Source organism: Sulfitobacter sp. IGS-18, from assembly GCF_059628195.1.
The window spans coordinates 1,266,622-1,292,004 of record NZ_CM184556.1; the positions used below are offsets into that span (position 1 = coordinate 1,266,622).

General features: G+C 63.6%; 19 protein-coding genes and 1 tRNA gene. 11 read left to right on the plus strand and 9 right to left on the minus strand.

Annotated features, from left to right (window positions below; all coding sequences use genetic code 11):
* Window positions 1-35: 35 nt before the first annotated feature.
* Window positions 36-1,067: an NADP-dependent oxidoreductase gene (locus ACWNZ3_RS06125; RefSeq protein WP_496901552.1), complete on the minus strand. Its 1,032-nt coding sequence runs from the start codon at window positions 1,065-1,067 to the stop codon at window positions 36-38.
* A gap of 162 nt (window positions 1,068-1,229) precedes the next feature.
* Here ACWNZ3_RS06125 and ACWNZ3_RS06130 point away from each other — a divergent pair, with 162 nt between their 5' ends.
* Entirely contained in the window at window positions 1,230-2,015 is a 786-nt protein-coding gene (locus ACWNZ3_RS06130) for an inositol monophosphatase family protein (protein WP_269365111.1), read from the plus strand.
* Between the two features lie 12 nt (window positions 2,016-2,027).
* Here the strand turns inward: ACWNZ3_RS06130 and ACWNZ3_RS06135 are convergent, their stop codons facing one another.
* Both ACWNZ3_RS06135 and ACWNZ3_RS06140 read right to left on the minus strand, forming a co-directional pair.
* The gene (locus ACWNZ3_RS06135) at window positions 2,028-2,408 is read right to left on the minus strand and encodes a GFA family protein (RefSeq protein WP_269365109.1); all 381 of its coding nucleotides are present in this window, start codon (window positions 2,406-2,408) and stop codon (window positions 2,028-2,030) included.
* Entirely contained in the window at window positions 2,405-3,148 is a 744-nt protein-coding gene (locus tag ACWNZ3_RS06140; protein WP_269365106.1) for a rhomboid family intramembrane serine protease, read from the minus strand. The genes ACWNZ3_RS06135 and ACWNZ3_RS06140 overlap by 4 nt, the downstream gene beginning before the upstream one ends.
* 71 nt (window positions 3,149-3,219) lie before the next feature.
* Between ACWNZ3_RS06140 and ACWNZ3_RS06145 the strand changes: the two genes are divergently transcribed.
* Window positions 3,220-3,864: a hypothetical protein gene (locus ACWNZ3_RS06145; RefSeq protein ID WP_496901553.1), complete on the plus strand. Its 645-nt coding sequence runs from the start codon at window positions 3,220-3,222 to the stop codon at window positions 3,862-3,864.
* A gap of 4 nt (window positions 3,865-3,868) precedes the next feature.
* Here ACWNZ3_RS06145 and putA read toward each other — a convergent pair whose 3' ends face one another.
* Window positions 3,869-7,291 carry a bifunctional proline dehydrogenase/L-glutamate gamma-semialdehyde dehydrogenase PutA gene (gene putA, locus ACWNZ3_RS06150; protein ID WP_496901554.1) on the minus strand — a complete coding sequence of 1,141 codons (3,423 nt, stop codon included), beginning with the start codon at window positions 7,289-7,291 and terminating at the stop codon, window positions 3,869-3,871.
* Window positions 7,292-7,399: 108 nt separating this feature from the next.
* Here putA and ACWNZ3_RS06155 point away from each other — a divergent pair, with 108 nt between their 5' ends.
* The 5 genes from ACWNZ3_RS06155 to ACWNZ3_RS06175 all read left to right on the plus strand — a co-directional run bounded on the left by ACWNZ3_RS06155 (window position 7,400) and on the right by ACWNZ3_RS06175 (window position 14,794).
* Complete coding sequence (locus ACWNZ3_RS06155; protein WP_114272747.1) at window positions 7,400-7,876, plus strand: Lrp/AsnC ligand binding domain-containing protein; 477 nt, start codon at window positions 7,400-7,402, stop codon at window positions 7,874-7,876.
* A 36-nt stretch (window positions 7,877-7,912) separates the two neighbouring features.
* Window positions 7,913-8,461 (plus strand): tetratricopeptide repeat protein, encoded by a 549-nt coding sequence (locus ACWNZ3_RS06160; protein ID WP_496901555.1) that lies wholly within the window; start codon window positions 7,913-7,915, stop codon window positions 8,459-8,461.
* Between the two features lie 40 nt (window positions 8,462-8,501).
* A tRNA-Leu gene (locus tag ACWNZ3_RS06165) sits at window positions 8,502-8,588 on the plus strand.
* Between the two features lie 456 nt (window positions 8,589-9,044).
* Complete coding sequence (locus tag ACWNZ3_RS06170; RefSeq protein ID WP_496901885.1) at window positions 9,045-10,814, plus strand: autotransporter assembly complex protein TamA; 1,770 nt, start codon at window positions 9,045-9,047, stop codon at window positions 10,812-10,814.
* Window positions 10,814-14,794 (plus strand): translocation/assembly module TamB domain-containing protein, encoded by a 3,981-nt coding sequence (locus ACWNZ3_RS06175; protein WP_496901556.1) that lies wholly within the window; start codon window positions 10,814-10,816, stop codon window positions 14,792-14,794. The genes ACWNZ3_RS06170 and ACWNZ3_RS06175 overlap by 1 nt, the downstream gene beginning before the upstream one ends.
* Here the strand turns inward: ACWNZ3_RS06175 and ACWNZ3_RS06180 are convergent.
* Window positions 14,788-15,306, minus strand: coding sequence for a flavin reductase family protein (locus tag ACWNZ3_RS06180; RefSeq protein WP_496901557.1), 519 nt, complete (start codon window positions 15,304-15,306; stop codon window positions 14,788-14,790). The genes ACWNZ3_RS06175 and ACWNZ3_RS06180 overlap by 7 nt on opposite strands.
* A gap of 363 nt (window positions 15,307-15,669) precedes the next feature.
* Between ACWNZ3_RS06180 and ACWNZ3_RS06185 the strand changes: the two genes are divergently transcribed.
* Window positions 15,670-16,173, plus strand: coding sequence for a DUF992 domain-containing protein (locus tag ACWNZ3_RS06185; RefSeq protein ID WP_496901558.1), 504 nt, complete (start codon window positions 15,670-15,672; stop codon window positions 16,171-16,173).
* Between the two features lie 135 nt (window positions 16,174-16,308).
* On the opposite strand, the gene ACWNZ3_RS06190 is transcribed toward ACWNZ3_RS06185, so the two are convergent.
* The 3 genes from ACWNZ3_RS06190 to acs all read right to left on the minus strand — a co-directional run bounded on the left by ACWNZ3_RS06190 (window position 16,309) and on the right by acs (window position 20,565).
* On the minus strand, window positions 16,309-17,649 hold the full coding sequence (locus tag ACWNZ3_RS06190; RefSeq protein WP_269365095.1) for a TrkH family potassium uptake protein: 1,341 nt from the start codon (window positions 17,647-17,649) through the stop codon (window positions 16,309-16,311).
* A gap of 1 nt (window position 17,650) precedes the next feature.
* Window positions 17,651-18,316: a potassium channel family protein gene (locus ACWNZ3_RS06195; RefSeq protein ID WP_269365093.1), complete on the minus strand. Its 666-nt coding sequence runs from the start codon at window positions 18,314-18,316 to the stop codon at window positions 17,651-17,653.
* A gap of 299 nt (window positions 18,317-18,615) precedes the next feature.
* Window positions 18,616-20,565, minus strand: coding sequence for an acetate--CoA ligase (gene acs / locus ACWNZ3_RS06200; RefSeq protein WP_496901559.1), 1,950 nt, complete (start codon window positions 20,563-20,565; stop codon window positions 18,616-18,618).
* 393 nt (window positions 20,566-20,958) lie between these two features.
* Between acs and ACWNZ3_RS06205 the strand changes: the two genes are divergently transcribed.
* From ACWNZ3_RS06205 to ACWNZ3_RS06215, 3 genes are all read left to right on the plus strand, one after another.
* Entirely contained in the window at window positions 20,959-21,978 is a 1,020-nt protein-coding gene (locus tag ACWNZ3_RS06205; protein WP_269365089.1) for a C4-dicarboxylate TRAP transporter substrate-binding protein, read from the plus strand.
* A 115-nt stretch (window positions 21,979-22,093) separates the two neighbouring features.
* Complete coding sequence (locus tag ACWNZ3_RS06210; RefSeq protein WP_269365088.1) at window positions 22,094-22,723, plus strand: TRAP transporter small permease subunit; 630 nt, start codon at window positions 22,094-22,096, stop codon at window positions 22,721-22,723.
* A complete protein-coding gene (locus ACWNZ3_RS06215) occupies window positions 22,723-24,123 on the plus strand; it encodes a TRAP transporter large permease (RefSeq protein ID WP_269365087.1) in 1,401 nt (466 codons plus the stop codon). Before ACWNZ3_RS06210 ends, ACWNZ3_RS06215 begins: the two co-directional genes overlap by 1 nt.
* A gap of 6 nt (window positions 24,124-24,129) precedes the next feature.
* Here ACWNZ3_RS06215 and ACWNZ3_RS06220 read toward each other — a convergent pair whose 3' ends face one another.
* On the minus strand, window positions 24,130-25,215 hold the full coding sequence (locus tag ACWNZ3_RS06220; protein WP_274576336.1) for an AI-2E family transporter: 1,086 nt from the start codon (window positions 25,213-25,215) through the stop codon (window positions 24,130-24,132).
* Between the last annotated feature and the right edge of the window lie 168 nt (window positions 25,216-25,383).

Here is a 25,383-nt window from a genome sequence, read left to right on the forward strand (position 1 = left end):
AGGGAAGGTGGGCGGCGCGCCCACCTTCGCCCGGTTCAGCCGACCTTCACGATCGTCTTGCCGGTGTTGCCGCCCCGCAGCATATCCATGAAGGCCTGCGGCGCGTTCTCCAGCCCCTCTGTGATGTCTTCCTCGTATTTCACCCGGCCGTCCGCGACCATCGGGGCGACCTCGGTCAGGAATTCGCCGTAGCGGTCCCAGTGGTTGGCGATGATGAAGCCGGTGACGGTCAGGTGATTGACCAGCAGCGTCCGCCACAGCTTCGGCCCGGTCAGGCCCTGGCTGCTGGCGCCGTCACCCAGCCCGCCTGCATTGTACCACGCGATCATGCCGCACAGCGGGATGCGTCCAAAGCGGTTCATCTGGGGCAGGGTGGCCTCCAGCACCGGCCCGCCCACGTTCTCGAAATAGACGTCGATCCCGTCGGGGGCAGCCTCCTTCAGCGCGTCGCGCAGGCCGGATACGTTGTCATGCGCGCGGTGATCGACGCAGGCGTCAAAGCCGAAAGTTTCGGTCGCCAGCTTGCACTTGTCCGGGCCGCCCGCGACCCCCACGGCGCGCAGGCCCTTTGCCTTGGCCAGCTGGCCAACCATCGACCCCACTGGCCCGGTTGCCGCGGCGACCAGCAGGGTTTCACCCGCTTTTGGCTTCCCGATCTCGTTCAGCCCGTACCAGCCGGTGAACCCGGGCATGCCCAGCGCGGTGGTGATCGGTGCCAGATCCGGGTTCAGCTTGCGGCACATCCGCGCGTCGGCGACGGCATGGCTGGCCCAGCCAAACGGGCCGAACACCGCGTCCCCTTCGGCAAAGCCTTCGGCGTTGGAGGCGATCACATGGCCAACGCTGCCACCTTCCATCTTGCCGCCCAGCGGGACGGGCGCGGCATAGGATTTGGCGTCGTCCATCCGGCCCCGCATATAGGGATCGAGCGACATGTAGGCCACCTTGACCAGGATCTCGCCCGCACCCGGTGTCGGCATATCGGATGTTTCCAGCCGGAAGTTGTCGTGACCGGGGGCGCCGTCAGGGCGGCTTGCCAGAACGATTTGCTGCATTTGTGAACTCATGAGTCTCTCCGTTTTCTTGCTGCCCCTACCCTGTGGCATTCAACCGCAAAGGCAAGGGTGATCACACGTCACAAGCTGTGCGGGCTTTCCGGGCGATCTGCCCCTTGGCATTCTGTCACGTGAAGCATATACGCAGCGCCTGATCCATCTAAGGGGCACAACATGGTTGGCAGTGCGAATCTCAACATCATGATCAAGGCGGCACGCAAGGCGGGGCGCGGGCTGATCAAGGACTTCCGCGAAGTTGAGAACCTGCAGGTTTCCGTGAAGGGCGCAGGCGATTTCGTCAGCCGCGCCGATCTGAACGCGGAAAAGACCCTCAAGGAAGAATTGATGGGCGCACGCCCGACCTATGGCTGGCTGGCCGAAGAGGGCGGCGAGGAAGCCGGGCAAGACCCGACGCGCCGCTGGATTGTCGATCCGCTGGATGGCACCACCAACTTCCTGCACGGTCTGCCGCATTGGGCGATTTCCATCGGGCTGGAACACAAAGGTCAGATCGTGGCCGGGGTGGTTTTTGACCCCGCCAAGGATGAAATGTTCTTTGCCGAAAAAGGTGCCGGGGCCTGGATGAACGAGAGCCGCCTGCGGGTCTCGGGGCGCAGCCGCATGATCGAAAGCATCTTTGCCACCGGTCTGCCCTTTGGCGGTCGCTCCGACCTGCCCGCGACGCTCAAGGATCTGGGCCGGTTGATGCCGGTTTGCGCCGGTGTGCGGCGCTGGGGATCGGCTGCGCTGGACCTCGCCTATGTGGCCGCCGGTCGCTATGACGGCTATTGGGAACGCCGTCTGAACGCCTGGGATCTTGCGGCAGGGCTGTTGATCGTCAAGGAAGCGGGCGGGCTGGTTGAGCCGCTCGACCCTGCGGGCGATGTGCTGGAGAACGGCGAAATCATCTGCGGCAACGAAGCGATTTTCAGCAATTTCGCCAAAGCCATCCGCGGCTGAGACAGGCGGCCTTCAGCGGCGGTCTGAAGGGTGGTTCACGCCATCTGTCCATTTGACAGGCTCGTGTTCCCAGGTCTTGACCCCTTTGATGCAGCCCAGGTTCACGCCGCATTGCGCAGGATCGGACCGCCGCTGGTGGTACATGTAGATGCCGCAGGTCTTGCAGAAATAATGCTTCGCGGTCCCGGTGTTCCATGTGTAGAGCGTCAGGTTTTCCGCGCCCTTCGTCACTTTGACCGATGCGGTTGTGGCGGTCACCGCCGCCGCCTGTCTGCGCGCGCAGAAAGAGCAGGTGCAGCGCCCGGTATCTGCCAGCCCGCCGGGCAGATGCGCCTCAAGCTCGACCGCGCCGCAATGGCAGGACGCGGTGATATCCATCGGATCCGCGCTCATTGCCGCTTGACCCTGGGAATGCGGCTGCGAACGGTCGGATAGGTCGCAGCAGGATGCGGCGGGTGGCCCTCGGTCCTGGACCAGAAGCTGAAACCGCCCCGGCGCAGCCACAGCGGCAGGGTCAGCGCGAGCCCGACAATGAACCCGCCCGCATGCGCCCAATAGGCCACGCCACCGGTTTCGGGCGTCGCCCCCATGCCGCCGATGAATTGCATCGCAAACCACAGGATCAGGATGATCCAGGCCGGGATCGGAAAGATGCGGAAAAACACGATAAAGATGATCAGGATGTCGATCTTGGCCTTGGGGAACAGCAGCAGATAGCCGCCCATCACACCCGCGATGGCACCGGATGCGCCCACCATCGGCACCCATGAGCCGGGTTCAAACAGCACCTGCGCCAGGCCTGCGGCGGTGCCGCAGGCGAGATAGAACAGCAGATAGGGGATATGGCCCATCTCGTCTTCGACATTGTCGCCATAGATCCACAGAAACAGCATGTTCCCGGCCAGATGCATCCAGCCTGCGTGCAGGAACATCGAGGTGAACAGCCCGCTCAGACCGCCGCCATCCGTAACCTGCGCCGGGATCAGCGCATAGTTTGAGAAAAACAGGTTGATCTCGCGCGGGTCCGACAGGATCGGCACATAGCTCAGGAAGATCCCGATGTTCAGGATCATCAGCGCGTAGGTCACATAGGGCGTGCGCCCGGAAGGGTTATGATCACGTATCGGAAACATGGCCGCACAATTTGCCATTGCACAGGCCGGGTCAAGTGGTGTTGCCTGCCGTAAAACGAAAGACCGCCGCGATGAAGATCACCTGCCTGCATACCGCCGATGTCCATATCGCGACATTCGACGCCTTGTTCGCAAAGGCAGGGTTTCAGGGCGTTGTCCGTCATGTGGTGAGGGCTGACCTGCTGGCGCAGGCGCGCGAGGAGGGGGCAGAGGCCGCGCGCGCCGATCTGCGGCAGGCCATCGCGGCACTTGGTGATGCGGGTTCGGTGTTGTGCACCTGTTCGACCCTGGGGCCGCTCGTTGACGATATGGCGCAGGCCGATCCACGTCTGTTGCGCATCGACCGGCCACTGATGGAGAGCGCGGCACGGCTTGGCGGCAGGGTATTGGTGGTGCTTTGCCTTGAAAGCACCCGCCGGGCGACCTGCGACTTGCTGGAGCGCGCCGCGTCAGAGCTGGACCGGAAGGTGCTGCCAGAGCTCTTGCTCTGCGCCGAAGTCTGGCCGCTGTTCGAGGCGGGACAGACAGCGGCATTCTCCCGCGCAATCGCGGCGCGTATCCGGCAGGCGCTGTCGGAGACCCCCGACATCAGCGCGGTGGTCCTTGCCCAGGCCTCCATGATGGGGGCTGCGGATTATCTGGCGGACGTGACCGTGCCGATATTGTCCTCACCGCAACTGGCGGTGGACCGGGCAATGGAGATTGCCCGGTCCTGATTGATCAGGTCGCCGCACCCAGAAGCTGCGCATTGCCGCCCGATGCGGTGGTGTCCACGCAGACGTGACGCTCGGCGCGCACGCGGGCGGGATCGGGCAAGCCGGGGATCATCGGCGTGATCGGCCCCTTGCGCTTTGACAAGGCCTGTTCGATGGCGCGGCCGGTTTCCGCGTCACCCCACCACAGGACACCGCCATAGCCGGGACCGTCCGTCAGCGCCGCCGGGTCGATCCGGCCGCTGGCCTGCACGGCAACGCCGCCCAGGGCCTCCACCGCGCGGGCCTGTGCCGCCGCCGCTTCCGCGCCCGGACCGATGCAGAGCAGCGCAGGCCTGGGCAGGGTGGAGAGGCGGTTGGATTCGCCCGTCGGCCCCGGCATCGACAGGGTCTCGATCGGTTTATAGGCGCCATGTGGCGGCAAGGGGGGCAGCTTGTCCTGCGCCTTGTCCCAGGTGCCGTCACGCTGCTGCACATCCGGCGCGCTGAAGCGCGGCAGGTAGTTCGGCCCGCCCGCCTTTGGCCCGGTGCCCGACAACCCCTCGCCCCCAAAGGGCTGGCTGCCGACAATCGCCCCGATCTGGTTGCGGTTGACATAGATGTTGCCCGCCTCGATCCGTTCGGACACATGCTGCACCCGGTCGTCGATGCGGGTGTGCAGGCCAAAGGTCAGCCCGTAGCCGGTGGCGTTGATCGCGTCGATCACCTTGTCCAGATCACCGCTCCTGAAGGTCGCCAGATGCAGCACCGGGCCGAAGATTTCGCGCTCCAGATCGGCAATGCCCTTCACGCTGATGATGGTGGGCGCGATATAGGTGCCGCCCTGAGGCGCGGTCAGCTCGGCAATCACCCGCCCCTCGGCACGGGCGGCGGCGATGTGATCCGCGATCCCCTTGCGCGCGGCCTCGTCGATGACCGGGCCGACATCGGTGGACAGCTGCCAGGGATCACCCATGTTCAGCGCCTGCATCGCGCCGATCAGCATCCTGGTGAATTCCTCGGCAATGTCCTCCTGCACATAAAGGCAGCGCAGCGCGGAACAGCGCTGGCCCGCCGATTGGAAGGCGCTTTCGACAATCGCCTGCACCGCCTGTTCAGGCAACGCGGTGCTGTCCACGATCATCGCGTTCAACCCGCCGGTTTCCGCGATCAGCGGGGTGCCGGGGGCGCAATGTTCGGCCATATTGGCGCGGATGCGCATCGCCGTGGCGGTGGAGCCGGTGAAGGCCACGCCGTTCACGCGCGCATCGCCGGTCAGGGCCGCGCCCACGTCACCGCCGCCGGGCAGCAGTTGCAGCGCGGTTTCCGGCACCCCGGCGCGGTGCAGCAACTGCACGATCAGATGCGCAACCAGCGGTGTCTGCTCCGCCGGTTTCGCCAGCACGCCGTTGCCCGCCGCCAGTGCCGCAGCGATCTGTCCGGTGAAGATCGCCATGGGAAAGTTCCAGGGCGAAATACAGGTGAAGATGCCTGCGGGCGGTTCGTTCATCGCCTGTCCGGCGTAGTAGTAGAGGAAATCGACCCCCTCGCGCAGTTCCGCCACACAATCCGGCAGGCCCTTGCCCGCCTCGCGGGCCAGCAGAGCAAAGATCTCGCCATAGTTTTCCTCGATCAGGTCGGCGGCTTTCATCAGCACCCGGCGGCGTTCCTCCAGCGGGGCGTCCCAGGGGGCGGCGTTATCCAGCGCCATCGCCACATCGGCCTTCGACGCATGGCGCACCGTGCCGGGGGAGGCATCGGGCAGGGCCGGATTGGTCACCGCCACCGGCTTTTCCGGCGCGGCATTGCCCGCGATCAGGGGGGCTGCTTCCCAGTGGTGCGACAGGAAGGGCGCGCGCGCCTCCTCCACCTCGGTCAGGGTCTGGGCGTGTGACAGATCGAAGCCCCGCGCGTTCCGGCGATGGGGCAGGAACACCTCCGGCCCCTTGGGGATCGCGACATTGGTGCGGCCCAGCTGTGCAAAGGGGTCGGCGGCCACGACCTCGGGCGGCACATCCTCGTCCACGATCTGGTTCACGAAGCTGGAGTTGGCCCCGTTCTCCAGCAGCCGCCGCACGAGATAGGCCAGCAGATCGCGGTGCGCGCCCACGGGCGCATAGATGCGGCAGCGGGTCTTGTGCTTGTCCATCACCAGCGTATGCAGCGTCTCGCCCATGCCGTGCAGGCGCTGGAACTCGAAGGTTTCCTTGTCCTTTGCCATGTGCAGCACCGCAGCGACGGTATGCGCATTATGGGTGGCGAACTGGGGATAGATCCGGTCGGTCATGCCCAGCAGCTTGCGCGCATTGGCGATATAGCTGACATCGGTCGCGGCCTTCTGGGTGAAGACCGGAAAGCCGTCTACCCCGTCCACCTGGGCGCGCTTGATCTCGGTGTCCCAATAGGCGCCCTTGACCAGACGCACCATGATCCTGCGGTCATATTTCTGCGCCATCTCGTAAAGCGCGTCGATCACCGTGCCCGCACGGGGGCCAAAGGCCTGTACCACGATGCCGAACCCGTCCCAGCCTGCCAGCGCAGGCTCCGACATGACGCGCTCGATCACTTCCAGCGACAGGGCCAGCCGGTCGGCTTCCTCCGCATCAACGTTCAGTCCCATGCCGGCGGATTTTGCCAGCAGCGCCAGCGCCCGCAGACGCGGCACCAGCTCGTTCATCACCGCCTCTTCCTGCGCCACCTCATAGCGCGGATGCAGCGCCGACAGCTTGACCGAAATGCCGGGGTTCTTGCGGATGTCCTCATCGGTGCAGGCGGTTGCGATGGCCGAAATCGCGCGGGAATAGCTCAGATGATAGCGTTTCGCGTCGCGCTCGGTGCGCGCGGCCTCGCCCAGCATGTCATAGGAATAGGTGAAGCCCTTCTTCTCCATCCCCGCCGCGCGTTTCATCGCGGCTTCGATGTCCTCACCCAGCACGAACTGGCGGCCCATTTCCTTCATCGCGCGGGAAACGGCGGTGCGGATCACCGGTTCGCCCAGGCGTTTGATCGCGGCGCGCAGGTGGCGCACCGGGCCGGGCTGATCATCGTCCAGCACACGGCCCGTCAGCATCAGCGCCCAGGTGGAGGCATTGACCAGCGAAGAGGTGGAATGGCCCATGTGGCGTCCCCAGTTGCTGGGCGCGATCTTGTCCTCGATCAGCGCGTCGATGGTATCCGCGTCCGGCACCCGCAGCAGTGCCTCGGCCAGACACATCAGGGCGACACCTTCGTCGGTGGACAGGCCATATTCGGCCAGAAAGACCTCCATCAGGCCGGGCGCGGTGGTGCTGCGGATGTCGCGGACCAGACCTGCGGCATCGGCGCTGATGGCGGCGCGCGCCTCGTCGCTGAGCTTGGCGCTGTCGATCAGCCCGTCCAGAACGGCCTGGGGGTCGGCATACATGCCTGCGTCGATGCGGTGGCGCAGTGAGGGGGCATTCTGAACGGTCATGGGTTCCTCCATCAGATCATCCGCCAAGTATATCGTATCCTTGCAGGGCCTTTTGACTTATAATCGGATTTCCACGATGCGATTTGCGGCAATTGAGGGGGACGCGAAGTGAAAAGTGACACATTCGAACTGGATCGCTTTGACAGATCGATTCTCTCGGTCCTGGCCGAGGACGGCCGCATCAGCATCACCGATCTTGCCAAGCGCATCGGCCTGTCCAAATCACCCACCCAGGCCCGCCTGCGCCGGCTGGAGGAAACCGGGGTGATCATCGGCTATCGCGCCCTGCTCGACCCGATCCGTCTGGGCCTTGATCACGTCGCCTTTGTCGAGGTGCGGCTCAACGACACCCGGGAGGCCGCCCTGCGCGCTTTCAATGCGGCGGTGGCCAAGGTGCCCGAGATCGAGCAGGCCCATATGATCGCAAGCCATTTCGACTACCTGCTCAAGGTGCGGACGCCTGACATGTCCGCCTATCGCAAGTTCCTTGGCGAGACGATATCAAGCCTGCCGCATGTGTCAAACACCTCGACCTATGTGGCGATGGAGGCGGTGAAAGAGACGATGCTGGCGGATGGTGCTTGACGGAAGGCCAATCTGAACCATTCTTAGGCCATGCGCATGTTGATCCTTGCACTGGCACTGTCGCCCGCGATGGCCATCGCGGAGTGTCCCGCGCCGCCCGACGTGCGGTCCGAGATGCTGAACCTCATCGCCAGATCCCAGGCCGCCAAGACCTATACTGACGGGCGCCGGGCATCGGCCGCAATGTGGGAAGTCTGGCTGCGCGCCCCCGACTCGGCGGCGCAGGAGGTGCTGGACGCCGGTCTGCGGCGGCGCGATTCCTATGATTTTGCCGGGGCGCTGGCGGAGTTCGACAGGCTGGCGGCCTATTGCCCCGCATATGCCGAAGGTTTCAACCAGCGCGCCTATATCCATTTCCTGCAGGAAGACTACGAAGCGGCACTTGTCGATCTGGATATTGCGCTGGGGCTGCAGCCCCTGCATATCGCGGCGCAATCGGGCCGGGCCCTGACCCTGATGAATCTGGGCCGCATCGACGAGGCCCGTGCGCAATTGCTCGAAGCGGTGGAAAACAACCCCTGGCTGTCGGAGGCCGCATTGCTGGCCGAAGGCGCACCGCTTGGCCCCAAAGACCGCGACATCTGACCATTTACACCCCGGGATCAGCGGCTATGGTGCGGCGCATGCGGGCGTGATGGAATGGTAGACATACCAGACTTAAAATCTGTTGGGGCGTAGCCCCGTGTGGGTTCGAGTCCCACCGCCCGCACCAACTTTTGTTGTGCTACCGCGCGGAGCGCTACTTGAGCACGGGTTTGGTTCGAGGTTTGTCCTCTCACCTGCACCAGCCCTGCCTTTCACAGAGGATGACAGCCCGCCAACCTGTTTCTGAGGCGGGGTCATGATGAACGGTCAGCGCCACGAGGGGCGGGGCCGGGGCAGAGTGATCCGGTTTCGATGCGCCGGCACCCGGTCCGCCGATGCGCGGGAACCCGCCCATTTATTGCGCGATTGTCGTGAATGCCCGGGGAACACCAGATAATGCGGTTCACAGGCCTTCAAACACCAGAGTCGGATTGCAGGCAGGGCGGAAATATCGCTTAATCGGTCTAAGTGTCCGAAAAGGACAGACCGTGGCAACCACGGTGTTTCGGTGTGAGTAGGGGGCGTTGGCGTGGCGCAATTCAAGGCATTGCTTACGAAGAACCGCGGCAAGGCTGCCGGGCTTTTGGCGTTGTTTCTTGCGGCGACGGCACAGTTTGGCGCGGCGGCGAACCTCAAGATCACCGGTATTCCGGAGCGCAGCGATCTTTACAAGACTTTGGCCGGCGGGTCCCTGCTGGTCGAGCAGACGGCGGAAGGTGCCAATCCCAGCTCGCAGGAGGTGGTTGCGGCGGCGCAGGCCGATTACCAGAGGCTGCTGGCGGTTCTCTATGACAACGGCTACTTCGGTCCGGTGATCAAGATCACGCTGGACGGCGTGGACGCGGTGAACATCCCGCCGGTGAACCCGCCGCGTCAGATCAGCCAGGCGGTGATCGCGATTGATCCGGGCCCCCGGTTCCGTTTCGGACAGGCCCGTATCGCGCCGATTGCTCCCGGCACCGAATTGCCCGAAGGATTTGCCAGCGGCCAGACCGCCAGCCTGGGGGTGTTGAAAAACACGGTTTCTGCCGGGATCGAGGGCTGGCGCGACCAGGGTCACGCCAAGGCCGAACTGGCCAGCCAGGACCTGACCGCGCGGCACGCAGAGCGCACCATTGATGCCAATCTGCGCCTGGCCCCGGGCCCGCGCCTGCGGTTCGGTCCCCTGATCGTAAAGGGCAATCAGGATGTGCGCACCCAGCGTATCATCGACATCGCGGGCCTGCCGGAGGGCAAGGTCTTCTCGCCCCAGGACCTGCGGCTGGCCCGCGAAAGGCTGCGGCGCACCGGTGCCTTCAATGCCGTGGCCCTGCAGGAGGGCGAGGTGATCGGGCCCGGCGACACGCTTCCCATCACCGCATTGATCACCGAAGCGCCGAAGCGGCGTTTCGGTTTCGGGGCGGAGCTTTCCTCGCTCGAAGGGCTGACGGTCTCGACCTACTGGATGCACCGCAACCTGCTGGGCGGCGCGGAACGGCTGCGGCTGGAGGCCGAAGCGGGCGGGATCGGCGGCAACTCCGGCGGTGAGGATTATCGCCTGTCCGCCCGTTTCGACCGCCCCGCAACCTTCAACGAAGACACGAACTTCTACGCGCTGACCAAGCTGGAACAGCTCGACGAGGTGAACTTCTTTTCCCGGCAGCTGGATGTTGAGGCGGGCTTCACCCGCATCGCCAATGAAAACCGGACCTACCGGCTGGGGCTGGGTCTGCGCCGGGCCGAGACACGCGACGCCTTTGGCACCAACCGCTACAGCTTGCTGACCCTGCCGCTGGGCATCGAATTCGACTACCGCGACAAGGAACTTGACGCGAAAGAGGGCTATTACATCAACGCCTCGGCGACGCCGTTCCTGGCGCTCAGCGGGGCGGACGACGGGCTGCGCACCTATGTCGATGCGCGCTATTACAAGACTTTCGGGCAGACCCGCCCGGTCACCTTTGCCCTGCGCGGGCAGCTTGGGTCTGTTTACGGGCCGGACCTGTCCGAGGCACCCGCCGATTACCTGTTCTATTCCGGCGGTGGCGGAACGGTCAGGGGGCAACCCTATCAGTCGCTGGGCGTCGATCTGGGCGGCGGGCAGACGGTCGGCGGGCGCTCCTTTGTCGGCTTTTCCGCCGAGGCGCGGATCAAGGTGACCGATGCCATCGGGATCGTCGGTTTCGCCGATGCGGGCTATATCGGGGCCGAGGAATTCTATGACGGGTCGGGCCGATGGCAATCCGGTGCGGGCTTCGGGCTGCGCTATGATACCGGCATCGGGCCGATCAGGCTTGACCTTGCCGTGCCGACCTCAGGGCCGGAGACGGGTGAGAACTTTCAGGTCTATATCGGCATAGGGCAGGCATTCTGATGCGGGGGCTGGTTGCATTTCTCGTGGCGGTCACATTGTGGATCGCAAGCCTTGGTGCCGCCGTGGCACAGGAGGACGACAAGGGTTTTCTGACCCGCGCCATCCAGGACGCGCTCAGCGGGGCGGGACGCACGGTCAGCATCGACGGGTTTCAGGGCGCGCTCAGCTCCACCGCCAGCTTTGACCGCATGACCATTGCCGACAGCGAAGGGGTCTGGCTGACGCTGGAAGACGTGACATTGGACTGGACCCGTTCCGCCCTGTTGCGCGGACGGCTGGAGGTTCAGAGCCTTACGGCGGCGCGGCTGGACCTGCCCCGCCTGCCGCTTCCCGAGGAAGGCGTCGATCTGCCGGAGGCCGAAGCCCAACCTTTCAGCCTGCCGGAACTGCCGGTTTCCATCAATATCGCCGATTTTGGAGTGGATCAGATCAACCTCGGTGCCCCGCTACTGGGCGAGGCCGCGCAGCTGAGCCTGCGGGCCACGGCGCAATATACCGACGATCTGCTGAACCTCGACATCTCGGCCAGCCGCACGGATGCCAAACAGGGTGAATTCGCGATCAAGGCCAACCTTGAACGGTCCGACAACATCCTCGATCTCTTGGTGAAACTGAGCGAGGGCGAGGAGGGGATTGTCGCGAAACTGATGAACCTGCCCGATCAGCCCGCCGTCGAGATGACGGTTGAGGGCAGCGGGCCGCTCACCGATTTCGCAAGCGATCTCAATATCTCGACCGACGGGCAGGAACGGCTGGCGGGGAAAATCACCCTGGGCACCGAAGCCTCGCGCGGGGGGTTCGACACGCCTGACCGGCGCATCCGGGCTGACATCGGTGGTGACGTCACCGCGCTGCTGGCGCCACGCTTTCGCGAATTCTTTGGCGAGGAGGTGCAGCTGAAGATCGACGCGCTGGTCGAAGGCAGCGGCGCGGTCGAGGTCAGCGATTTCACCCTCAAGGCACAGGCCGCCGATCTGGCGGGCCGGGTCACGCTGAACAGGGACAAATGGCCCTCAGTCATCGACATCACCGGCACGATTGCCAACCCTGACGGCACGACCATCCTGCTGCCCCTGGGCGGCGAGGGCACAATTGTGAAACGCGTTGGTCTTCGGGTGAATTATGACGCGGACAATGGCGAGGCGCTGAATGCGGATTTCGACATTGACGCGCTGGAAATGGCGGGGCTTGCCATTGAACGCACCCAGCTGGGCCTTGATGGCACCTTGCAGGGCAACGTCGGCTCGGTCGGGCAGTTTCTGGGTGATGTGAGCTTTACGGCCGACGGGCTGGAACTGACCGACGCCGCCAGTGCCGAGGCGATCGGCAGGCGCATCACCGGCAAGGCCAATATCAACTACATCGAGGGCCAGCCGACGCGGATCAGCGATCTGGATCTGACCGGAACGGATTACGGGCTGACCGGCCAGATCATCATCGCGGGTCTTGAGAACAATTTCCGCACCCGGCTCGACATGGCGTTGAGCGCTGCCGACCTCAGCCGGTTTTCGGCCCTTGCCGGGCGCGAGTTGGATGGCCAGACCGACCTGGGCCTGAAGGGCACGGTGACACCGCTGGGCGGCCTGTTCGACCTGAAGGCAACCGGCAGCACACAGGATCTTGCGCTGGGCATCCCGCAGGCCGACGCGGTGCTGAAGGGCCGGACAGAGCTGAGCCTGCAGGCCAGCCGGGATGAGACCGGCACCTTCCTGCGCGATCTGGTGCTGAAGAATGATGCCCTGAGCCTGACCGGCGCGGCGGAACTGCGCAGCGATGACAGCCGCGTGCAGGCGGATTTCCGGCTGGAGGATATCGGCCTTGTCCTGCCGCAATATGACGGGCCGATCACGGTCAGCGCGACGGCCAGGCAGGACAGGCGCGGCTGGGTTGTCGATGCGGTCACCGATGGCCCCTATGGTGCCGCCCTGACAGCCAGGGGGCTGGCGACAGGCCCGGATGCAAGGATCGAATTCACCGCCGATGTGCCTGATGCAAAGCCATTTGCCGAGCAGGTCGAAGGCCCGGTCAGGGCCACCGGCAGCCTGAGCCAGACGCCCGACGGCTGGCGTATCCGCACCGATGCGACGGGGCCCTATGATCTGACCGCGGCGGTCGAAGGGCTGGTCAGCCCGGCCATCGACATCCGTTTCGATCTGTCGGTGCCTGACCTGCGACCCCTGGCCCCGCAGGTGAGAGGGCCGCTGAAGGCAACCGGCACGCTGCGCCAGACCGATGCAGGCTTTGTCGTGGATACCGAAGCGACGGGCCCCTATGGCGCCAAGGCTCTGGTGGCGGGGCTGGCGACCGGCCCTGACATGTCATTGAATTTCAACCTCTCGGTTCCCAATGTGAACCCGATGCTGCCCGGGGTGAACGGCCCGCTTTCGGCCAATGGCAAGCTCTACCAGACCCCGGAGGGCCTTGCGGTCGACACCCAGGCGAGCGGACCCTATTCGGCGCGCGCCACGGTCACCGGCGTTGTCACCGGGGCCAACGCTGCGGTGGATTACTCGCTGGCGATGCCCAATCTCGCAGCCATCGTGCCGCAGTTGAACGGCCCGCTTGACGTTGACGGCTCTGCCCGCAGGCAGGGCGGCGCATGGCAGATCAATACCGCGGCGCAGGGTCCGGGTGGCACGCAGGCGCGTGTTTCGGGTCAGGTGGCCGAGAACGGCACCCTGAACCTGGACATCGCGGGCACCGCGCCGCTGGGGCTCAGCAAGCCCTTTATCGAACCGCGCAGCCTGCAGGGGCAGGCACGGTTTGATCTGACGGTGAATGGCCCGCCGGCGCTGTCCTCGGTCTCTGGCCGGATCACGACATCCGGCGCGACCTTGAGCGCGCCAAACCTGCGCATCGCGCTTGATGCGATGAATGCGGATATCCAGCTTGGCAACAACCGCGCCAATATCGACGTGACCGCCAATGCGGTTGGCGGCGGACGTCTGCGGGTCGGCGGCGGTGTGACCCTGACGGGATCCCTGCCCGCGGATATTCAGATCGCATTGGAAAACGTCGTTCTGACCGATCCCAAGCTCTATCGCACCAGTGTCGGGGGCAATCTGCGGATCGCAGGCCCGCTGGCGGGGGGCGCGCAGATCAGCGGGCAGATCAACGTGGGCGAGACCAATGTGAACGTCCCCTCGACCGGGCTGACCACCATCGGGGATATTCCCCAGATCACCCATATCGGTGCGGATCAGGCCGTGATCGCCACGCGCCGCAAGGCGGGGCTGACCGGGGCGCAGTCCGGTGCCGACCCGTCAGCAAAAAGCAGCGGGGGCGGCTTTGGGCTGAACCTGCAGGTGAATGCGCCGAACCGCATTTTCGTGCGGGGCAGGGGGCTGGACGCCGAACTGGGCGGTGGGCTGACCCTGACCGGGACCACAAATAACATCATCTCTGCGGGCCGCTTCGAACTGCTCCGCGGCAGGCTGGACATTCTCGGCAAACGCTTTGACCTGGTGGAGGGGTCGGTGCAGTTCCAGGGCGATCTGATCCCCTATCTGCGGTTCGTGTCCTCGACCAAGACAAACGCAGGCGAAGTGCGGGTGATCGTACAGGGACCGGCGGATGAACCGGAGGTGATTTTCGAATCCACCCCGGCGGCACCGCAGGACGAAGTGCTGGCGCAGCTTCTGTTCGGCAAGAACATCGACGACATCTCGGCCTTCCAGGCGCTGCAACTGGCCTCTGCCGTGGCGACGCTTGCAGGGCGCGGCGGGGCCGGCGTGGTCTCGCGTCTGCGCGATGGCTTTGGCCTGGACGATCTGGATGTGACCACAACCGACAGCGGTGCGACAGCGGTGCGCGCGGGCAAGTATATCTCGGATAACGTCTATTCCGATGTGACCGCCGCATCCGACGGCACCGCGGATATCTCGCTGAACATCGACATCACGCCGAACCTCAAGGGCAAGGCGACACTGGGCTCGGACGGCGACAGCGGTATCGGCCTGTTCTTTGAAAAGGATTACTGAGGGTCCTGCGGCACGAAGGTCCCGAAACGTCCCTGATCGAACAGCAGGCCCGCGCCATGGCCCCGGCGCTGCGCGGCATGGGTGATCAGGCCGAGGATGATGGAATGATCCCCCGCCGGATGCACCGCATGGGTTTCGCAGTGAAAGGTCGCCAGCACGCCCGCAAGGGTCGGGGTGCCATGGGGGCCTTCCTGCCAGTCGAAACCTGAAAAATCATGACCCTGGCCCGCGAAGTGCCGGGCCAGAGGGCCCTGATCCTCTGCCAGGATGTGGATGCAGAAATGCGGCGCCTTTGCAAAGACGTCATGCCGCTTGGAGCGCAGCGCCGCGGACCACAGTATCATCGGGGGATCCAGCGATACCGATGAAAAGGAATTTGCGGTCATTCCCAGCGGCCCGGATTCCGTCTGGGTGGTGATCACCGTGACACCGGTGCCAAAACGGCCAAAGGCGGCGCGCAGCGCGGCACCGTCCTGCGCCCGGGGCGCAAAGGAAATCAAATCATTGTTCATCGGCGCCACGGGTGCCACGGCCCTGCCGATTTGTCCAGCGACGCCCATCAGGCCTGCGCCGGGGGATTGAGTGCTGCGGTGTGCTTCATGCCTTCGCATTAGATTTCCATCGCGACCAAAACATGGCGCAACAGGGGCGGTGTTGCGGAAATCCGCCCCATTTCCCGGAAAGTCCCACACTGCCGGAACCTGCGTGGCCCGCCCGTGTTGTGTTGGCAAGAGAGGCATCGTCACCCCCCGGGCTGACGCTGGCTGTCGGTTGGGGCGGCAGGGCACAAGGCCTTGCCGGTCACCAGGGCACCCGAATGCCGCAGAAACGGGCGTTTCAACAGCGCCCAGCAGGAGATGACTATGACACACAACATGAAAAACATGAAAATGACCGCTGCCGCCGCCATGATTGCCGGTGCGGCCTTGGGAACAACCGCTTATGCGGCGGACAGTGAGACCGTCGATCACACCGAAATCGGATCGCTGTCCTGTGATGTGGGTGACGGCACCGGCTATGTCTTTGGCTCAACGCGGGAATTGACCTGCGTCTTCAACCCGGTGGAGGAAGGTCTGGCGGATGAAACCTATGTCGGTGAAATCAACCGCTATGGCATTGATATCGGCAAGACCCAGAATGGCCAGATGTCCTGGCTGGTGCTGGCACCGACGGAATCCGAATATGTCGAAGGCGGGCTGAACGGCAGCTACAAGGGCGTTTCGGCAGAGGCGACACTGGGTGTCGGCCTTGGCGCGAATGCGATGACCGGCGGTTCGGAAAACACGCTGGCGCTGCAACCGATCAGCGTGAACACGCAGACTGGCGTGAATTTCGCTGTTGGCGTGGGTGAGATCAATCTGACCCGCGTGGAAGGGTAATTCCCCTGCCCGACCCGTGAAAGCCCCCCTCGCGGGGGCTTTTTGCGGTCTGGGGTGCCGGTGGGAAGGGGACGGATGCTCCTGAACCACGTTTCGGCCGGGACGGCCCCGCCGTTGGCAGCATCGCCCGAGGCATTAGCCCAGATAGATCTGACCCGGCGGATATTTGACCCGGGGCACGGCGCGTGTGGCCAGGAAGAACCCCAGCGCCAGCGGGCCGACCCGCCCGATGAACATGATCAGCATGATCAGGGCGCGGCCGATGCCATCAAGCTCTGCGGTGGCACCCATCGACATGCCCACCGTGCCAAAGGCCGATGTCACCTCGAAGGCGAGATCGACAAACTGGCCATCATGGCTGATGGCTATGGCAAAGATGCCTGACAGGACCAGCAACATGGATATCGTGGTCAGCGCCAGTACCTTCAGCACTTCCTCGACCCCCAGCGCCCGGCCAAAGGCGTGCAGGGTGGTCTGACGGCGAAAGAAGGCCACCGTTGCCAGCAGCAGGACCGCAAAGGTCGTCACCTTGATCCCCCCGGCGGTCGAGGTGCTGCCACCGCCCACCAGCATCAGCGTCATTGTCATCATGGCGGTGGAATCATGCATCCCGCCGGTGTCGATCGTGTTGAACCCGGCGGTCCGGGGTGTGACGCCCTGAAACCAGCTCGCCCACAACTTGTCGCCAAGCGAAAGCGCGCCCAGCGTGTCGGGGTTGGTCCATTCCAGCGCGGCAAACCACAGGCAGCCCCAGAGGATCAGCAGGGCAGTGCCCATCAGCATCAGCTTGGAATGCAGGGTCAGCCGCCGCCAGCTGCGGGTCTGATAGATGTCTCCCACCACGATGAAACCGATCCCGCCCATGATGAACAGCGCCGGGATCACCAGGTTGATCACCGGGTTGCCGACCCATTGCGACAGGCTGTCGGGATGCAGGGCAAAGCCCGCGTTGTTGAAGGCGGAAATGGCATGGAACACGGCCTGCCAGATGCCGTTCCAGCCGTATTCGGGGACAAAGACAAAGGCCAGCAGCAGGGCGCCGATTGCTTCGCACAGCAAGGCGACCACAATGATCACGCGCACCAGCACCGTCAGATTGCTGATCGAGGTCTGGTTGAGATCCTCGCGCAGGATCAGCCGTTGCGGCATCCCTACCGGAATGCCAAGCGCGCTCAGCACCAGCACCGCGAATGTCATCAGCCCCAGGCCGCCGAACTGGATCAGCAGCGCGATCACGGCCTGCCCGAACCCGGTAAAGGCAGCACCGGTATCCATCAGCACCAGCCCCGTTACCGTTACGGCAGAGGTGGAGGTGAACAGCGCTTCCGCCAGCCCGACGTCGCCATGATGCGAAACGGGCAGCCAGAGCAGGCTTGCCCCGATGACGATAAAGACAAGATAGAGCAGCCCCAGAACAACCGGCGGCGGCAGCGCCAGGCCAGAGCCTGTTTTGACCCGCTGTGCGCCCCTGGCCATGTTAAAGGCTGGCCGCGAAGCTGCGCAGGTCCTTGCGCTGCCCCAGCAGCAGCAGCAGGTCGTCGCGCTGCAAGGTGCATGTCGTCCCGTCCTGACCGACAAATTCCGTGCCGCGCATCACGCCGATGCAGCGCAGATTGAATTTCTCGGTATGGGGCAGATCGACCAGCCGCTTGCCCTCAAGGCTTTCGGGGATGCGGAAATTGACCACGTGATAGCCGTTGCCAAGGCTGACATAATCGCGCACCAGCGGGTTGTGCAGCACCTGCGCAATATGTTGGCCCACTTCGATTTCGGGGTGGATCACCCGGTCCACGCCCAGCTTGGACAGGATGCGGTGATGGGTCTTGGTGGTGGCCTTGGCCCAGATCTGCGGCACCCCGATCAGTTTCAGGTTCATCGCAGTCAGAATGCTGGCCTCAAGATCGGAGCCCATGGCGACAACGGCGATGTCACATTCGGCAAAACCGGCCTCGCGCAGGCCCAGATCGTCCCGCGCATCCACGATCACCGCCTGGCTCAGGGATTCAGCATGGGCCGAAACGCGCTTTTCATCCGTATCGACGCCGATCACATGGTTGCCGAAACGCTGAAGTTCCGTTGCGACGGTGCTGCCGAAATTGCCCAGCCCGATCACGCCGATTGCCCGAGTTCCATGTCGTGCCATTGCTGCGCCTTTCCGATCCCGTTCCGACGCTAGTTAGAGCGTTCGGCGGGAAGGTGAAATACCTGTGGTGCGGAAATTGATTTGGGTCAGGTGCATTTGCGCTGCCTCAAGCTGTGTTGATGATCGCGGCGAAAGGTGGATCGCTGTCAGGAATGGCAGCTTCCTCCGGTCTGCACCGGCGTAACGACAGGCACAGGCCGGGTGGGGGCTCCTGGGCCGGGGACCGCAGAAAAACGCCCCCGCAGATTGCTGCGGGGGCGATATGTTCGCTTCGGCCCCTTAAGGACCCGATCGGCTTTTCAGCGGTTCATCCGGTTTTCGATCAGATCGTCGACGACGGAGGGGTCCGCAAGGGTCGATGTATCCCCCAATGCGCCAAAGTCGTTCTCGGCAATCTTGCGCAGGATGCGGCGCATGATCTTGCCGGAGCGTGTCTTGGGCAGGCCGGGGGCCCATTGGATCAGGTCGGGTTTGGCAATCGGTCCGATTTCGTTGCGCACCCAGCCTTCCAGCTCCTTGCGCAGATCTTCCGAAGGTTCCTCGCCGCCCATCAGGGTGACATAGCAATAGATGCCCTGGCCCTTGACCTTGTGCGGATAGCCGACGACGGCGGCCTCGGCCACTTTCTTGTGGGCGACCAGCGCGCTTTCCACCTCTGCCGTGCCCATGCGGTGGCCAGAGACGTTGATCACGTCATCCACCCGGCCGGTGATCCAGTAATCGCCATCCGCGTCACGCTTGCAGCCGTCGCCGGTGAAGTAATAGCCGGGATAATCGGCGAAATAGGTCTTTTCAAAGCGTTCGTGATCGCCCCAGACGGTGCGCATCTGCCCCGGCCAGCTGTCCGCGATGACCAGCACGCCCTCTGCCGGGTTGTCGGTGATGATCTCTGCCGATGTCGGCTCAAGGATCATCGGTTTGATCCCGAAGAACGGTTTCATCGCCGCACCCGGTTTCATCGCATGGGCACCGGGCAGGGGGGTCATCAGGTGGCCGCCGGTTTCGGTCTGCCACCAGGTATCGACGATGGGGCAACGCCCGCCGCCGACAACCTCGTTGTACCAGTTCCAGGCCTCGGGGTTGATCGGCTCGCCCACGGTGCCCAGCAGCCTGAGGCTGGACAGATCGCATTTGGTGACAAAATCGTCACCCTTGCCCATCAGTGCGCGGATCGCCGTGGGCGCGGTGTAGAACTGGTTCACCTTGTGCTTTTCGCAAACCTGCCAGAACCGCGAGGCATCCGGGTAGGTCGGCACCCCTTCGAACATCAGCGTGGTGGCCCCGTTGGCCAGCGGGCCATAGACGATATAGCTGTGCCCGGTGACCCAGCCCACATCCGCCGTACACCAATAGATGTCGCCATCGTGGTAGTCGAAGGTGATCTCGTGGGTCATCGCGGCATAGACCAGATAGCCGCCGGTGGTATGGACCACACCCTTGGGCTGGCCGGTGGAGCCGGAGGTATAGAGGATGAAGAGCGGGTCTTCGGCCCCCATCGCGGCAGGTTCAAAGCTGTCGGCGGCGTCTTTGGCCAGCGCGGTGTAATCGACATCGCGATCCGCGTTCCAGGGGACCTCTCCGCCGGTGCGGCGGACCACCAGGCATTTGACGGAAGCGTCGCAGGAGGCCAGTGCCTTGTCCGCATTGGTCTTGAGCGGTGTGTTGCGCCCGCCACGGGGGGCCTCGTCGGCGGTGATCACGACCTTGGCCTCTGATCCCTTGATCCGCGCGGCCAGCGCATCGGGCGAGAATCCGGCAAAGACGATGGAATGGATGGCACCGATCCGGGCACAGGCCAGCATGGCATAGGCGGCCTCGGGGATCATCGGCATGTAGATGATGACCCGGTCGCCCCTGGTCACGCCCTGATCGCTCAGGATATTGGCCATCTTGCAGGTGTTGGCGTGCAATTCGCGGTAGGTAATGTGCAGCGCCTTTTCATCGGGGCTGTCCGGCTCCCAGATGATCGCGGTCTGATCGCCACGGGTGGCCAGATGCCGGTCAATGCAGTTGGCGCTGACGTTCAGCTGCCCGTCCGCATACCAGTTGATCTTGACCTGACCGAGGGTGAAGTCCACGTCCTTGACCTGGCTGAACGGCTTGATCCAGTCCACCCGCTTGCCCTGTTCGGCCCAGAAGGATTCCGGGTCGTTCACGGAGGCCATGTACATGCTGGCATATTGGTCGGCGTTCACATGTGCGCCTTTGACCATGGCATCGGATGGCGGGTAGATTTTGGCGTCAGACATCGGGTGTTCCTCCTTGACAGTATTCTTGCACGCATGATGAGGGGCAGCTCCCTCAAAACACATATCTCCTCTTGCGCGGGATCATAGCGCGCGCTGTAAGGATTGAAATAACCATATGGAATGGCTTGATTTCGCTGTAAAACTATTTCCGTGTTTTTGAACGACTTGTAAACCGGCCTGAAAATACGGTGCAAAATACCCGTGTTTTCAATGCGCTGCCTGTCAAATGGCCCTTCCGGGGCGGGGGACAGCCATACCTGCCTTTCGCTATTGCCGCGCGGCCGGGCCTGTCATGGCTTTTGCGATGACCCTTTGGGGTTGGCAGCCCGGGACGGTCGCGCTAGCCTTGGCCCAAGCGTGGCAGAATGGCCGCGCAGCTAGGGAGAGATATCAATGACCAACCTCATGAGCGGCGCAGCCGTCTGCGCGCTAAGCATAGCCTTTGTCACTGAAGCTGCGGCAACTGAATGGAATGTATCCGTCTGGGGCAAGCGCCGCGCCTTTACCGAACACATCGAAAAGATCGCCGAGCTGGTAAGCGAAAAGACCGGCGGCGAATTCACCATGAACGTGAGCTATGGCGGCCTGTCCAAGAACCGCGAGAACCTCGACGGTATCTCCATCGGGGCCTTCGAGATGGCGCAATTCTGTGCCGGCTATCACCCTGACAAGAACCGCGTCGTGACCGTTCTGGAATTGCCGTTCCTGGGGGTCGAGAACCTTGAACAGGAAGTCGCGGTCTCCAAGGCCGTCTATGCGCATCCTGCCGCCGCCGAAGAGATGGCGCAATGGAATGCAAAGCTGCTGATGACCTCGCCCATGCCGCAGTACAACCTTGTCGGCACCGGCGATCCGCGCACCACGCTTGAGGAATTCGAAGGCATGCGTGTCCGCGCCACCGGTGGTCTGGGCAAGGCCTTCGAGGCGGTCGGCGCGGTGCCGACCTCTGTTACATCAAGCGAAGCCTATCAGGCGATGGAATCCGGTGTTGTCGACACGGTTGCCTTTGCCCAGCACGCGCACCTCAGCTTTGGCACCATCAACCAGGCGGACTGGTGGACGGCCAACCTGAACCCCGGCACCGTGAACTGCCCCGTCGTGGTGAACATCGACGCTTACGAATCGCTGTCGGATGCGGAGCGGGAGGCGCTGGATTCCTCTGTGGACGAGGCGCTGGACCACTATCTGGCCAATTACGGTGAACTGCTCAAGCGCTGGGATGCGGTGCTGGAGGAGAAGGGCGTCGAGAAGGTCATGATCGCGCCGGAAGTGCTGGCAGAGTTCCGCGAAACCGCCGCCGCACCGGCACGGGATGCCTGGATCGCTGACATGGAAGCACAGGGCCTGCCGGGCCAGGAGCTTTATGATCTGGTGGTCTCGACACTGGAAGAAGCCAAAGCCAGCGGCAGCTGACCTGACATCGGGCCGCCCCGCGATTTCCGGGGCGGCCTCTTCGTTTTTGGCGAGCGGCCCGGCGTCGGGCGGTTTCTCAAAAACGGCGAAAATGCCGAACAGGGGAGAGGGACTTATGGCCGGATCGGCGGCAGTGCTGGAGGATTCCAGCCTACTCAGCAAACTTGACCGGATGTTGCTCCCGATTGAGCGTTTTTGCGCGTTGCTTTCGGGTCTGGCGATCTTTGCGCTGATGTTCCTGGCGGCCTATTCGGTCAGTTCGCGCAAGTTCTTCGGCGCGCCGATGATGGGTTATGTCGATTACATCGAGGCCGCGATGCCGATCATCGCGATCATGGGCGTGTCCTATGTCCAGCGTGACGGCACCCATATCCGGATGGACATGCTGGTCTCGGCGCTCAAGGGCCGGGTGCTGTGGTTCTTTGAACTGGTCTCCGTCCTGCTGATCCTTTTGCTGATCGTGGCATTGACATGGGGGGCCTGGGAACATTTCGACCGCTCGTTCGACTGCGCGCGGCCCCTGTGCAGCCGCGACAGTTCCATCGACGTCGGCATCCCCATATGGCCCAGCAAACTCGTGGTCCCGGTCGCATTTGGCGTGCTGGCGCTGCGGTTGCTGTTGCAGGCCTGGGGCTATGGCCGCGCGCTGGTGCTGGGGCTGGAGAACCCGGCGGGGGTGCCGCTGAACCTGACCATTGAAGAACAGGCGATGGCCGAGGCCCGCGCGCTTGAGGAGAACGGCTGATGGAGCCCATTGAAATTGGCCTTTGGGTTTCGGGTGGCATGCTGGTCATGGTCGTGCTGGGCATGCGGGTGGCATTCGCCGCCGGTCTGGCGGGTTTTCTCGGGCTGTGCTGGCTGCGCTGGAACGGCTTTGACTATGACCCTGCGCGCCTGTGGAAAGCGATAGAGATCAGCGTCAAGATCGCAGGGCTGACCCCCCATTCCAAAGTCAGCGCCCAGGTGCTCAGCCTGATCCCGGTTTTCATCATGATCGGCTATCTTGCCTATTACGCCAAGCTGACGACGGCGCTGTTCGAGGCCTGCAAACGCTGGGTTGCCTGGGTGCCGGGGGGGCTGGCGGTATCAACCGTCTTTGCCACCGCCGGCTTTGCCGCCGTGTCGGGCGCATCGGTGGCGACCGCGGCGGTCTTTGCGCGCATTGCGATCCCCGAGATGCTGAAAGTGGGCTATAACAAGAAATTCGCAGCCGGTGTGGTGGCGGCAGGGGGCACGCTCGCCTCGCTGATTCCGCCCTCGGCCATCCTGGTGATCTATGCGATCATCGTGGAGCAGGACGTGGGCAAGCTCCTGCTTGCCGGATTCGTTCCCGGTGCATTCTCTGCCGTGGTCTACGGCGGGCTGATCGTCGGGATTGCGATGATCTGGAAGAACGTCGGCCCCCCGGTGACGGGCTTCAGCTGGAAACAGCGCTTTGAAAGCCTGCCGCCCGCGCTGCCGATCCTTGCGGTGGTCGTGATCATCATCTTCTTTGTCTACAACCCCTTTGGCGACGCCTGGGGCACCCCCACCGAAGGCGGTGCCGTGGGCGCCTTCATCGTGTTCCTGATGGCGCTCTATCGCGGCATGCGGTGGGGGCAGCTGAAAGAGGCGCTGCTGGAGACCGCCAAGCTGACGGTGATGATCTTTACCATCATCTGGGGCGTGCTGATCTATGTCCGCTTCCTGGGGTTTGCGGAACTGCCCGATGCCTTTGCCTCCTGGATCACCTCGCTTGAGATGTCGCCGCTGGTGATCCTGATCTGCATCCTGCTGGCCTATGCGGTGCTGGGCATGTTCATGGATGCCATCGGCATGCTGCTGCTGACCCTGCCGGTGGTCTATCCGGCGGTCATGGCGCTGAACGGCGGCGAGCTGGTGTCGGCGGCCGACAGCGCCTTTGGCATGTCCGGGCCGATGTGCGCGATCTGGTTCGGTATCCTTGTGGTGAAGATGGCCGAATTCTGCCTGATCACCCCGCCCATCGGCCTGAACTGCTTTGTCGTGGCGGGGGTGCGCGATGATCTGACGGTGCAGGATGTGTTCAAGGGCGTGGCGCCGTTCTTTTTCGCTGATGCGGTGACCATCGCGCTGCTGGTCGCCTTTCCCGGCATTGTCCTGTGGTTGCCGTCGCTGGCGGGGTAAGGGCCGTCAGGCCGCATCGGGTTCTTCATCGGCATCGGGCAATTTCCTGTCCTCGGAGGACAGGAAAAGCCCGATGGTGCGCAGCGGTTCGAAATTTTCGCAGACCGCCTTGAAGACCACCAGGAAGGGCACCGCCACCAAAGCGCCCGGAATGCCCCAGAGCCATCCCCAGAACACCACGGTCAGGAACACGGCAACCGTGTTCATCGCCAGCCGTCGGCCCACCAGAAAAGGTGTCAGCACCTGACCTTCAAGACTGGTCAGCGCCATGTATCCCAAAGGGGCCAGCAGCGCATAGCCGATGCTGTCAAAGGTCACGATGGCAAAGGCCCCGACAAGCACGGAGCCGATGATGCCGCCCAGATAGGGCAGAAAGTTCAGCAGGAAGGCCGCGATTCCCCAGACATAGGCCTGGGGCATGCCAAGCGCGCTGAGATAGGCAAAAAGCGCCAGACCCAATCCGGCGTTGATCAGCGTGATCGTCAACAGATAGCGCGAGACGCGCCGCTCGATGTTGTAGACCGTGGTCAGGATGCGCTTCTTGCCCGCCATGGTGGGAAAGGCCTGCACCATCTTGAGATAGAACAGCTCGCCCGAGGACAGCAGAAACATCGCCAGGATCAGCGTCACGATCAGGGATGCGCCGATCTGGGTGACGGTATCGAAAGCGGTGTCCAGCAGGCCCGGTTGCTGCACGATCACCTCGGGACTTGCGTCTTTCGATTTGGTGATCTTCTCGACCTCTTCGGTGGCGGTGCGCACCCCTTCGACCGCATCGGTCATCATGCGCAGCTTTTGCTGGATCTCTGCGCCCATTCTGGGCAATTCATCACTCCAGACCGCAACGGTGCCCGCGGACCCGCCGACAACGATGATGATCAGCAGGGCGGTCAGCGATACCAGCACCGCGCCCGAAACCGCATGGGGAATCCCGGCGCGGTAAAGTCCCCTGACCAGCGGGCTGAGGGTCAGCGCCAGCAGGAAACCCAGCATGATCGGCAGGATCAGATCGCGGGCAAAATAGCAGGTACCAAAAAGCGCGACGAGCACCAGGAACTGCAGGGATCGTCGGATCGAGGTCAGGTTGTCCAATGAGGTCTCCGGCAGCGGCAGATGCAAGGCAGTGCAGACTCAACACCCGCCGCTTGCAAAAGGTTCCGCGAATTCCGCCGGGGGATGATTCCGCAGTTTCGGCATTTCGCGGTTTCACTGGCGCGGCTTTACAGGCAGCTTGTGCGCAATTTCAGGGATTCGCGACCA

Excerpts from the sequence above, each read along its gene's own strand:
- ACWNZ3_RS06145 (WP_496901553.1), top strand. The coding sequence starts at position 3,220 with ATGAAGATCACCTGCCTGCATACCGCCGATGTCCATATCGCGACATTC.
- ACWNZ3_RS06130 (WP_269365111.1), top strand. The coding sequence starts at position 1,230 with ATGGTTGGCAGTGCGAATCTCAACATCATGATCAAGGCGGCACGCAAG.
- ACWNZ3_RS06125 (WP_496901552.1), bottom strand. The coding sequence starts at position 1,067 with ATGAGTTCACAAATGCAGCAAATCGTTCTGGCAAGCCGCCCTGACGGC.
- ACWNZ3_RS06210 (WP_269365088.1), top strand. The coding sequence starts at position 22,094 with ATGGCCGGATCGGCGGCAGTGCTGGAGGATTCCAGCCTACTCAGCAAA.
- ACWNZ3_RS06135 (WP_269365109.1), bottom strand. The coding sequence starts at position 2,408 with ATGAGCGCGGATCCGATGGATATCACCGCGTCCTGCCATTGCGGCGCG.
- acs (WP_496901559.1), bottom strand. The coding sequence starts at position 20,565 with ATGTCTGACGCCAAAATCTACCCGCCATCCGATGCCATGGTCAAAGGC.
- ACWNZ3_RS06190 (WP_269365095.1), bottom strand. The coding sequence starts at position 17,649 with ATGGCCAGGGGCGCACAGCGGGTCAAAACAGGCTCTGGCCTGGCGCTG.
- ACWNZ3_RS06180 (WP_496901557.1), bottom strand. The coding sequence starts at position 15,306 with ATGAACAATGATTTGATTTCCTTTGCGCCCCGGGCGCAGGACGGTGCC.
- ACWNZ3_RS06175 (WP_496901556.1), top strand. The coding sequence starts at position 10,814 with ATGCGGGGGCTGGTTGCATTTCTCGTGGCGGTCACATTGTGGATCGCA.
- ACWNZ3_RS06205 (WP_269365089.1), top strand. The coding sequence starts at position 20,959 with ATGACCAACCTCATGAGCGGCGCAGCCGTCTGCGCGCTAAGCATAGCC.
- ACWNZ3_RS06185 (WP_496901558.1), top strand. The coding sequence starts at position 15,670 with ATGAAAAACATGAAAATGACCGCTGCCGCCGCCATGATTGCCGGTGCG.
- ACWNZ3_RS06160 (WP_496901555.1), top strand. The coding sequence starts at position 7,913 with ATGTTGATCCTTGCACTGGCACTGTCGCCCGCGATGGCCATCGCGGAG.
- ACWNZ3_RS06215 (WP_269365087.1), top strand. The coding sequence starts at position 22,723 with ATGGAGCCCATTGAAATTGGCCTTTGGGTTTCGGGTGGCATGCTGGTC.
- ACWNZ3_RS06140 (WP_269365106.1), bottom strand. The coding sequence starts at position 3,148 with ATGTTTCCGATACGTGATCATAACCCTTCCGGGCGCACGCCCTATGTG.
- ACWNZ3_RS06195 (WP_269365093.1), bottom strand. The coding sequence starts at position 18,316 with ATGGCACGACATGGAACTCGGGCAATCGGCGTGATCGGGCTGGGCAAT.
- putA (WP_496901554.1), bottom strand. The coding sequence starts at position 7,291 with ATGACCGTTCAGAATGCCCCCTCACTGCGCCACCGCATCGACGCAGGC.